Source organism: Bullifex porci (genome assembly GCF_009695635.1).
In the GTDB taxonomy this organism is placed as follows: domain Bacteria; phylum Spirochaetota; class Spirochaetia; order Sphaerochaetales; family Sphaerochaetaceae; genus Bullifex; species Bullifex porci.
On record NZ_VUNN01000060.1, the window covers coordinates 1 to 1370 of the forward strand.

Sequence of the window (1370 nt, forward strand, 5' to 3'; positions counted from 1 at the left end):
TGATAATGCAGGTTGTAGACCGCATGTGCTGCTGAATAACGGTTTAGATTTTTCTCACTAGCCATATTTGCATTATACAATCGAATGGGATATAATAAAAGTATGCTCAAGTCCTTTTCTTACAGACTCTATCCAACAGCCGAACAGCAAAGCCTGCTGGCAAGGACTTTCGGTTCCGTGCGATTCGTTTACAACCGGCTTCTAGAGTACAGGAACAAAGCATATGAGAGAAGGAAGGAAAGCCGGAACTACTACGACTGCAATGCCTTTTTAAGGAAACTCAAGGACATTTATCCTTGGCTAAGGGATGTCAACTCCCAATCATTACAGATGGCGAACAAAAACCTGGATACTGCGTTCAGAAACTTTTTCAGGAATCCCGGAAAAACAGGCTATCCAACCTTCAAGAAACGCTGTGCAAGGCAATCATTCCAGTGTCCACAAAACGTCAAGGTTGATTATAAAGCTGCTACCGTTTATCTTCCAAAGATTGGATGGATTGACTGTGTATTTCACAGAAGGTTTAAGGGAGATGTGAAAACGGTTACGGTAGTTTTGGAACCTTCCGGCAAATACTATGTCAGAATCCTTGTGGAGAATGGGATTTGCAAAGCAGGGACGGATAGGAAACTGCCTACATCGCTTGATGACGTTCTTGGCATAGACATGGGTGTGAAGACCCTGGCTGTATGTTCGGATGGAACCGAGTATCAGAACAACAGGCATCTTGCAAACAGTGAGAGAAAACTCAAAGTCCTTCAAAGGAGAGTCGCAAGGAAGAAGAAAGGTTCTTCAAACAGAAAGAAGGCGATAAAGAAACTCGCTAGATGCCATGAAAAGATAAGAAACCAAAGGGACGACACCATTGAGAAGACGACAGCGGATATTGTCAACAAGAACCACGTTGCAGTATGCGTAGAAGATCTCAATACAAAGGGAATGATGCATAACCATAGATTAGCGAAGGCAATAAGTGATGCGTCATTCTCCAGGTTCCTTGCAAGACTTGAGCAGAAATGCATCGAACATGGGACTCTGTTTATAAAGGTTCCACGCTTCTATGCATCCAGCAAGCTTTGCAGTAACTGTGGTTACATCTATAAAGATTTGACACTCAGTGAACGAGAATGGAAATGCCCCGTATGTAACGTTGTGCATGATCGTGACAGGAATGGCAGCGTGAATATACAGAAGAAGGGGTACGAAATGATGACAATACCCGTGGACGGCGGGAAATCAACGCCTGTGAAGACGAACATGGTGGACGACCGTGCGAACGCACCTAAGAAGCCCAACGTCGAAAAAGCAGGAATAGTTCTTGAGAATACGACTCAGGAAGCTCCCTGCCTTTAGGCGGGAGAGTTGTCACT

Annotated in this window: 1 protein-coding gene; it reads left to right on the forward strand. The window is 44.4% G+C overall.

The annotated features are described in order from the left end of the window. Positions 1–102: 102 nt before the first annotated feature. Positions 103–1353, forward strand: coding sequence for an RNA-guided endonuclease InsQ/TnpB family protein (locus FYJ80_RS11600; protein WP_206361097.1), 1251 nt, complete (start codon positions 103–105; stop codon positions 1351–1353). The last annotated feature ends 17 nt before the right edge of the window (positions 1354–1370 follow it).

Bases quoted from the DNA above. Each gene is read 5' to 3' on its own strand.
- FYJ80_RS11600 (WP_206361097.1), top strand. From the start codon at position 103: ATGCTCAAGTCCTTTTCTTACAGACTCTATCCAACAGCCGAACAGCAA.